Annotated in this window: 7 protein-coding genes; 2 read left to right on the top strand and 5 right to left on the bottom strand. The window is 63.1% G+C overall.

Annotation, left to right across the window (positions count from 1 at the left end):
- The 5 genes from INT49_RS19050 to INT49_RS19030 form a co-directional block, all read right to left on the bottom strand.
- Positions 1 to 580: transposase family protein (locus INT49_RS19050; RefSeq protein ID WP_193119328.1), on the bottom strand; the 580-nt coding region annotated here is incomplete at its 3' end.
- An 849-nt stretch (positions 581 to 1,429) separates the two neighbouring features.
- Entirely contained in the window at positions 1,430 to 2,548 is a 1,119-nt protein-coding gene (locus INT49_RS19045) for an ATP-binding cassette domain-containing protein (RefSeq protein WP_193119327.1), read from the bottom strand.
- Positions 2,549 to 3,549: 1,001 nt separating this feature from the next.
- The gene (locus tag INT49_RS19040) at positions 3,550 to 5,691 is read right to left on the bottom strand and encodes a DEAD/DEAH box helicase (RefSeq protein ID WP_193119326.1); all 2,142 of its coding nucleotides are present in this window, start codon (positions 5,689 to 5,691) and stop codon (positions 3,550 to 3,552) included.
- Between the two features lies 1 nt (position 5,692).
- Positions 5,693 to 5,968, bottom strand: a complete 276-nt coding sequence (locus INT49_RS19035) for a hypothetical protein (protein WP_193119325.1) — start codon at positions 5,966 to 5,968, stop codon at positions 5,693 to 5,695.
- 110 nt (positions 5,969 to 6,078) lie between these two features.
- Positions 6,079 to 6,828 (bottom strand): hypothetical protein, encoded by a 750-nt coding sequence (locus tag INT49_RS19030; protein ID WP_193119324.1) that lies wholly within the window; start codon positions 6,826 to 6,828, stop codon positions 6,079 to 6,081.
- Between the two features lie 132 nt (positions 6,829 to 6,960).
- On the opposite strand from INT49_RS19030, the gene INT49_RS19025 reads away from it, so the two are divergent.
- Positions 6,961 to 7,191, top strand: coding sequence for a hypothetical protein (locus tag INT49_RS19025; RefSeq protein ID WP_193119323.1), 231 nt, complete (start codon positions 6,961 to 6,963; stop codon positions 7,189 to 7,191).
- A 269-nt stretch (positions 7,192 to 7,460) separates the two neighbouring features.
- Positions 7,461 to 8,069: a dihydrofolate reductase family protein gene (locus INT49_RS19020; RefSeq protein ID WP_226851006.1), complete on the top strand. Its 609-nt coding sequence runs from the start codon at positions 7,461 to 7,463 to the stop codon at positions 8,067 to 8,069.
- The last annotated feature ends 22 nt before the right edge of the window (positions 8,070 to 8,091 follow it).

Here is an 8,091-nt window from a genome sequence, read left to right as displayed (position 1 = left end):
TCCCGGTGAGCGCTTTCGGCCCGCGCCGGCGCGGGTCACGGTGGTGCCAGATGTGTTCGTCCACGCCCAGGACCTGCACGTCCTCGAACCGCGACGGGTCCTCCGCGGCCTGGGTCAAGACGGGCTGGATCTGGGACCAGAGCGTGTTCCAGGTCGTGCCGAGCTGCCGGGCGAGGCCCTGGATCGTCGCTCCCTCACGGCGGAGCTGACCGATCGCCCATCGGATCGCGCGCGTGCTCAGCAGGCCACGCGGAGCGCAGACCTCCGGGTCCTGCTCGAGAAACGTGGCCACCTCGCAATCGTCCTCGAGGCAGACCCAGCGGCGTTTGCGCCAGCGGAACCGCACCGGCCGGCCCGCCCAGGGCGCATCGATCACCTCAACCACGATCCGTCCGTGACCAGTGGCGATGACCCCGCAACCAGGACATCCCGTCACCGGGTCGCAGGACTCGACCTCGAGGAACAGCCCGGCCCGGGTCTTCGAGACGGCCACCAGATGGAGGCCGGGGAAGTCCAGGAGAAGGTCGCATCGGTCGCAGCGATCGAGCGCGGCAGGGCATGCGCAACTATGGTTAAGCATTGTCGAGGTCCTTGGTGCGAGCAGAGGTAAGAGTCCGCTCATCATCGAGGACCTCGACGTCTATCCCCAGCTACACCACACCACCGGCGCGCCCACACTCATCTCTGAAGAGCCCGTAAAACCTGACGTGCTCGCCGAGGCGGATCACACGAACTCCGCCGTACCGAGGCGGGTCTTTCATCTACAACTCCTGGCCGGGCTCGAGAACGGCGTCTTTCGCAGTGTGCCAGGCGTGCCGAAGTTTCCAGCGACGCGAGCGATTGACATCCTATCGATGACCACGCTCTCGAGCGCCCAGTGGACCGCGTCCCGGGACAGCTTCAGCGCATTACGAAAGTGTTCGAAATGTCCTGCCGCCACTCCGCGTAGTGGGCCGCGCAATGGTGGCGGAGAGCACTGACCTGCAGCACCATCGGCCGGCAGACGAAAGGGATCTCCACGATCGTCGTGATCACCGAGCTGCGCGACTTGCCGGCCTGCCCTTAGCGACGACACCATTCATCGGTTTTGGTAACCCCGTATTCCAGGACAGCGTGGTCGAGTACGACTCGCTGCCCGCTACCTGTGTACCTGAGCATTCGCAGACCGCAGATGGCGTCGAGGCCGGGGGCGAGAACGTAATGATAGACATGTAGAGGTCATCCAGATGGCAAGCGTCAGAACTTCCATCATCGGGAAACCTCGACGCCTATCCCAGCACTGAAACGCCCACATCGCAGCGAGCAACTACACCCTCGTCATCGAGGAGCCCATAATGCAACCACTTAAACTGTTCCGGGATACTAGAATCCCGGTGGATTCAACGCGGGGTCAAGCCCACCGCGGACGTCACGTCCTGCGGCATTCAGATTAGGAATGCTGCGCGGCAAACAATTCCGCAAATCTTCCGTTTTTAGCTATTAGCTGACTGTGGGAGCCAGCTTCAACAATACGACCGTCATCCACAACATAAATTGTATCCATCTCTCTTAGAGTCCAAGCCCGATGCGAGACAACAATCGTGATTCTCTCCGACTTTGTGCGAACAAGTTCCGAGAAAACTCTTTCTTCAGCTTCCGCATCGATTGCGGAAGTTGGTTCGTCGAGTATCCAAATTGGTGCGTCACGCAGGTAGATGCGAGCCAATGCAAGTCTCTGCCACTGACCACCCGAGACTCCTGTGCCGCCAAACTGTTCGCCCAGCTGGTGGTCAAGCATCGACGGGAGCTGCCGTACGAATCCGGCTGCATTGGCTGCTTCGAGAGCACTCCATACAGACTCGTCAGATACGGCCTCCGCAGGAGATCCAAGACAGACCACTTCGCGAACGGTAAGTTCGTAGCGGCCGAACTCTTGAGTAAGAATACTGAAGTAGGCTAGCCAGTCAGCTTCGCCAAGGCTTCCGATCGGTCTATCATCGATCCTGATATCACCAGACTGTCGTGCCACTAGGCCCGTAAGTGTGTTTACTAGACTGGTTTTCCCTGCCCCATTTGGCCCAACAAGGGCAATAATCTCACCTTTCTTGACCGATAGGGATATATTGTTCACGGCCCACTCGTCCCGTCCAGAATACTTTTGGTAAATGTCATCGGCAACTAGAAGCTGTGCCGCAGATTCCACGGCTCGCTCGCGACTATCACGTGGAGCTTCAATAAAGTCGCGCAGCCGGGAAATCTGTGGTACTAGCTCTAGGGCGATTCCGGCGCTCATCCCGGCGCCAGAGGAGGCGGTAATTGCCGCTAGAACCCCATAGATGCCGGCCGCCGAGGAAGCGTCGAACTTGGACCCTATGACCACGGCCAACATTGCACCAGACAGAAGTATAGAGGTGACCAGTCCGTTCACTCCTGAACCAATTGTTTGAGGTCGGAGGGCTTTCCCCATAATCGCCTGAATCATTGTCCATTCCGACCGCACAGAACGCGCTACCCGCTCAGAAGTGCCGAGACTTCCTAATTCTGTGGCTGATCGCTGTCGGACAATCATGTCCCGAAGATATCGCTCTCGGTCGTAATGTGGGCTGACGACCTCCCACTCCCGTTCCCACACTCTTGACATGTAGCGTGAATGCACTAGTGGCGGAAGGAGAGCGACTATAGTGCATAGGCCCGCGATCCAGCTGAAGGAGAACACGGCGATAACAACTCCGACTGCCGCCAAAATGCCGGTGAATGCGGTAATGAAGTTGCGTACGCTCCACGCTATCCCTTCACCAATCGCCCTCGAGTGACGTTCGATAGTCGCTGACATCTGAGTGCTTATCAGTTCAGAAGGAGGCACGCGAGCAGCTTGCATCACGACCGACGAGTTTAGTCTCGCCTGTAGTTTTTGTGAAGTTCGCTTCTGAAAGTTGTCGACAACTGTAGCGGCAGCCGGGGAAATTCCCGCTATAATACCAAGTGTTAAGAGGAGCCCAATGGTTTCGGTCCTCTGCGTTGGGTCCGAAAGTGTCTTAATGGTTTCCGCGATAATTACAACTTGGGCGGCCGGCACGGCGGCAAGAACTAGATCCGCTAGCGTGCTTAGGGAGAGAATTACCGGGGAAGCCTTGAAAGATTCTTTCAGGATCCACGCAATGCCACTTGAGCGCACTGAGACGCCTTTCCTGTGATTGTGGTTCGATTCTGTTGCCAATGTGCGATCCGACAAGTCCTGCTGAGAGATGCCTCCTGGAAGTCACCTACATGCCAGATTGATCCGTACCGATCGTGCCACAACGTGGGCGCTCGTGGTGGCTTATCTGAAGATGGACCGCATCTTGAGATCATCGCAGTGCGCTGTGAGTTCATATTGGGTGGGTTGAGCCGCAGCTAGGGAAGTAGTAGACGGCTATCGGTCAGCGATCAACTCACGTGCTCACGAGCTCACGTGCTCAGGGACACCGGCTTTCGGTGAAGGCTCGTGAGGTAACGGGTGCTGATCTTTCGTTCACTGCTCCGGGGCTCGCCGAACACGTCCACTCGCTCGGGGACCGTTGAGTTCTGAACTCATGCCACGCTGAAGTGGCTTCGCCTGGTACCGCGACGAGACCTACACCATTGCGGTCGCGCGAGCTCCCACATCACGTCACCAATGGCGAGGGAGGACATGTCCTCCTTCTCTACCGACACCTGATGGCCGGTGCCGCCGATGAGCTGGTCGAGTACGTCGATGTTGGAGCGCTGCACCTTCTGGATGGTGTGGTCCAGAGTGCCCGGGGCGACCATGGTCGTGACCATTACGGTGCGCTTCTGCCCGATGCGGTGCTGGCGATCCACGGCTTGGGAGACGAGGTCGGGCAACCATTCCGTTTCGACGAAGAGGGCGTCGGAGCCGCGGGTGAGGGTGATGGCGACGCCGGCGGCGACGATGTTCGCGAGGATCACGGCGATCTTGCCGTCCTGGTAGTCACGGGTGATCCTGTCGCGCTGGGTGAGCGAGGTGCTGCCGTTGATGACAGCGTGGGGAACGCCGAGCTGGTCGAGGTGCACATCGAGGGATTCCATGACGACCTGGTGGATTCCCCAGACGATCAGCGGGCGATCGAAGACCCCTCGCCTGTCGCCTTCGTGGCTGGTCGAATCCACCCACTCAGCGATGTACTCGGCGGCGGCCGGGATCTTCGCCAGCCCGGCAGCGCGGCGCAGCATCGATACGCAGCCCATCTGGTCCGAGCACCAGGCACGGACTTCCTTCTCGGACGGGGCCTCGTCGAGCTCGCGGGTCCGTTCGCTCAGGTAGGCGGTGATCTTCTGTTCGACCTCTCGGGTGGCGGTGCGGTACTCGGTGGTGGGGACGTCGACGATCATCGTCGAGTACTGCTTCTCGGGCAGGTCCGGGAGCACCTGGTCCTTTCTCCGACGCACCCACACCTGCTCGGGCAGGATCCGTCCGAGCTCGGGCAGGAGCTTCTTGTACGGGACGATCTTCTCGATGGTCTGCCGGCCGATGGGGATCTCGTAGGTGCGGGTGTAGCGGGACATGAACGCCGTTCGAGACCCAAAGACGGGCTTCAACTGTCCCGTGATCGCCAAGAGGGACGGCAGATCGGCAGGGTTGGACATCACGGGGGTGCCGGTGAGCACCATTCGGTCCGTGACGGTGGCGGCGAGCTCGCGCATGACCTTCGCTCGGCGGGAGTGCCAGTTCTTCGCCCGATGTCCCTCGTCGTAGATCAGCACGTCCGAGCACCAGGTCTTCAGATCTTCGAGCAGTGGTCGCCGGGTGGGGGCGGCGAGCAGGGAGTCGGTAACGATGACGATCCCCGTCTCCGGCAGCTCGGGGACCTTGCGGCCCGGACGGATCACGGCGATCGGGGCGTCCTCGAGATGTTCGGGGACGCGGCAGCGCTGGATCTCAGTGGCCCAGTTCGACTGCGCTACGGGCGGGCACACGACGATCCACCGCCGGGCGCCGAGAAGGACGCTCGCGAGGATTGCCTGGACGGATTTGCCCAGCCCCGGCACGTCGGCGAGGAGTCGACGGCCGGCGGCGACGCACAGAGCACCGATGTGCTGATATGGGTACGGGGACATGCCGAACCACTCAGGCACATCACCGACGGCCTCCGTAAGCAAGTCGATCTCGCGCTGGTGTCCGTCCGTGCCGGAGGAGCCAGCGAGGTTTTGCACTGCATCGGCGACTGTCCGCGGATCCTCGATCAGGCGGGTCGTCCGGACGTCAAGGCCAGGCTGTGCGCCGTCCTCGTGCTCGGCCCCCTGAGCAGGCGTGCCCCCACGCAGGGAAAGGGGCAGCAGGTGCTCAGGCCAGTTGGCCACGGCCGCCACCGGAGCCGTGAACGAACCCGCGTCGGAGTCGAACACCGCACTGTCCCCGAGCTCGTAGGCAATGTCCGCACGGCCTGCGAGCCGCGGGAACACTCGCACCGATCCGTCGCCGACGTCCACGACCAGTGGATGCTGGAGGGATGCGAGCGTCTCGGGGAACTCGAAGGCATCCACCACGATCCCGGCCTCTGCCAGCTGGGTGAGCGTCCGCATCGTCGGAGCAGAGATGCTGCACTGTCCCGTCCCCGCCTCGACGGTTGCTCCATCGATCACGCGCAGGAGTGCGGCGAGGTCTCCCCCAGCAGGTGCCGTGAGTTCCAGGCTGGGTCGCTCCCGGTCTCCGACCAGCGCGGCGAAGCGCACGTCAGTCCTCGGAGTGCTGGCTGCGGTGGGGCCAGCGGCGTCGCCAGGCCCGGGCTAGGACGAGCCCGTACCCGCCGATCAGCAGGACGATGCCGTAGAGCGGCACGGCGGTGAAGAACCCGATCCACACCAGCACGTACTCGTACCAGTGCCTCCGCTCGCGCGACGAGAGGCCCATGACGACAGCGCCGGGCAGCACCGCGAGAGCCAAGATGAGCAGGGAGCTTCCGGTCGCCTCGGTCACTGCCGAGATCAGGACCAGCCACAGGGACGACACACTGACACTTGCCGCGAACGGCAACAAGTATCGGCTGATGGTCGTCGCCACTGATCCGATGCCTCGTGCCGTGATGTCGCGAAGAGTGTGGGTAGGAGTCTTGGTGCTGGTCATACCGGGAACCTCCAGCGGGTCGGAGCGAAGTAGGCGGGGTCAGCCACGGGCAACGGTTCGATGAACAGCCCGATCAGCCCTGAGAGCAGGTCCAGGTGGCCGATGCCGATCCGTCGTGATGCCTCCTGCAGCAGAGCTGGCAGCTCGTTCTGGGCCGCTTCACGTCGCGCCACGTCGGCGGCGGAAGGCCTGCGGCGAATGCGATCGAAGTCCGTATAGGCCTCCACCCGGCAGTCGAGATACGCCTCGAACACACGGCTGACTGCGGTGGACGCGGGCGCCGGGACACCGTCGTGGGCGCGAGCTCGCAGCCGGTCGAGATCGCCGGAGCGGGCTGTCGGGCGTGGCAGTCGTCGCAGGGCGGCGCTGGCCAGCACCCGCGGGATGTCTCGCTCGGGTGTGGAGAGCGCGAGCATCGCCGCCATGTCATCACGGCTCCATCCGGACCACAATTGGCTGACCGCCTCGCTCACGGATCGGTCGATGTGTTCCAGCTGCCCGGCCAGGACTCGGCGCAGTGCGTCGGGTTGGGCCTCGAGCAATGCCTGCAGTTCCATCCGCTGATCCCGGGTGAGGCCCCAGGGGCGAAGCGGTGGCAGCCCGCGCAGTTGATGCAGCGCAGAAGCATGGACGAGACGGATCGTCGCGCTGGTGGCCGGCAGGCCGCGTGTGCAGTCATCCACCTGCGGCACGGCACCGGCTATGACTGCATCCTCAGCACCGGCGACCGACGCCCGTTCGAGCACCGAAGGGACGGTGAGCTCCCGTGCTTCCACGGACATCTCGCGCAGGATCCGGGTTGTACGCATGGCCCCGATGACCTTGCCGACCCACCCTGCAGCTGACACCGTGCCGTCTGCGAATCGATGCGGTTCCAGGTGCCCGTCGAGCTCACCATCGCCGAGCGCGTAGCGGACAAGCATGGTGGTGACTGCGGAGAGGACCTCGTCGCTGCCCCACACCTCGGCGAGCCGTTGGTGGTGGCGCCGGCACATCAGCTGGACCACTCCGCTGTCGACAGCTTCGGAGAGGATCTTCGCGGCGGCTTCACCGCGGGTGAGCGAGCCCGTCTCGTGTTGCTGTCCGAGGAGGCGGGCGCGTTCGTCTAACAGGCCGGAGGCCGCCGAGCGGACGTGGGCACGCGGGTTCATGCCGGCGCAGTGGGCGAGGAATCTACCTCACGGGACATCGCCAGTCGTCGCGTGACCGCTCGGGCGAGTTTCGAGGGTGGCCAGCCGAGCGGCATCTACGTCGCACTCGGCAGGACTCAGGTTCTCGCCCACACCCACGCGTGTGAGTCCCTCTCAGCTGGGCGTTGGTATCCAGCTTACGGATCCTTCACCGCGTCCTCGAGGGGCGCCCAGATCCGCAGCGACGGATGGTCGAGTTGCCTTGCGTGCCGACATTGAGTGCTGACAGGATCGTTTCCGTGGCCGCATCGCAGAGTTCCCTCCGTGCCGCCGTCTTCCTCGGGCTGAGCGTCGACGGCCGCATCGCACGGCCCGATGGCGACCTCGAGTGGCTCACCAGCCGTGGCGCGGCCGCCGGGGACGCAGGCTTCACGCCCTTTGTGCAGTCCGTTGACGCGGTAGTGATGGGTCGGCGTACGTTCGAAGGCATCGCGTCCATCGAGCAATGGCCCTACCTCGATCGGCCGATGCACGTGATCAGCACGACCCTCGCAGCAGACGCAGATCCTCGAATCACCGTCCACCGCTCCGGCGAGGCCGCGATCGACGCGCTGCAGCGGGACGGCCACCGACGCGTCTACGTCGACGGGGGCGAGACCATCCGCTGGTTCCTTGCCGCCGAACTGGTCGAAGAACTCACGCTCTCCCACGTGCCCGTACTCATCGGCGAGGGGCCGTCACTATTCGGCCCGCTGACCAAAGGCGTGCATCTGGAACACGTCCGCACCACCGTTCTCGACGGTGGGATGGTCCAGACCACCTACCGCGTCCTGGACAGTCCCACCCCGCCGGCATAGCTCTCCCGAAGCACCTCGGACG

This window comes from Brachybacterium tyrofermentans (assembly GCF_014897585.1).
GTDB classification, from domain to species: domain Bacteria; phylum Actinomycetota; class Actinomycetes; order Actinomycetales; family Dermabacteraceae; genus Brachybacterium; species Brachybacterium tyrofermentans.
This window is presented reverse-complemented; position numbering and strand designations above follow the sequence as displayed.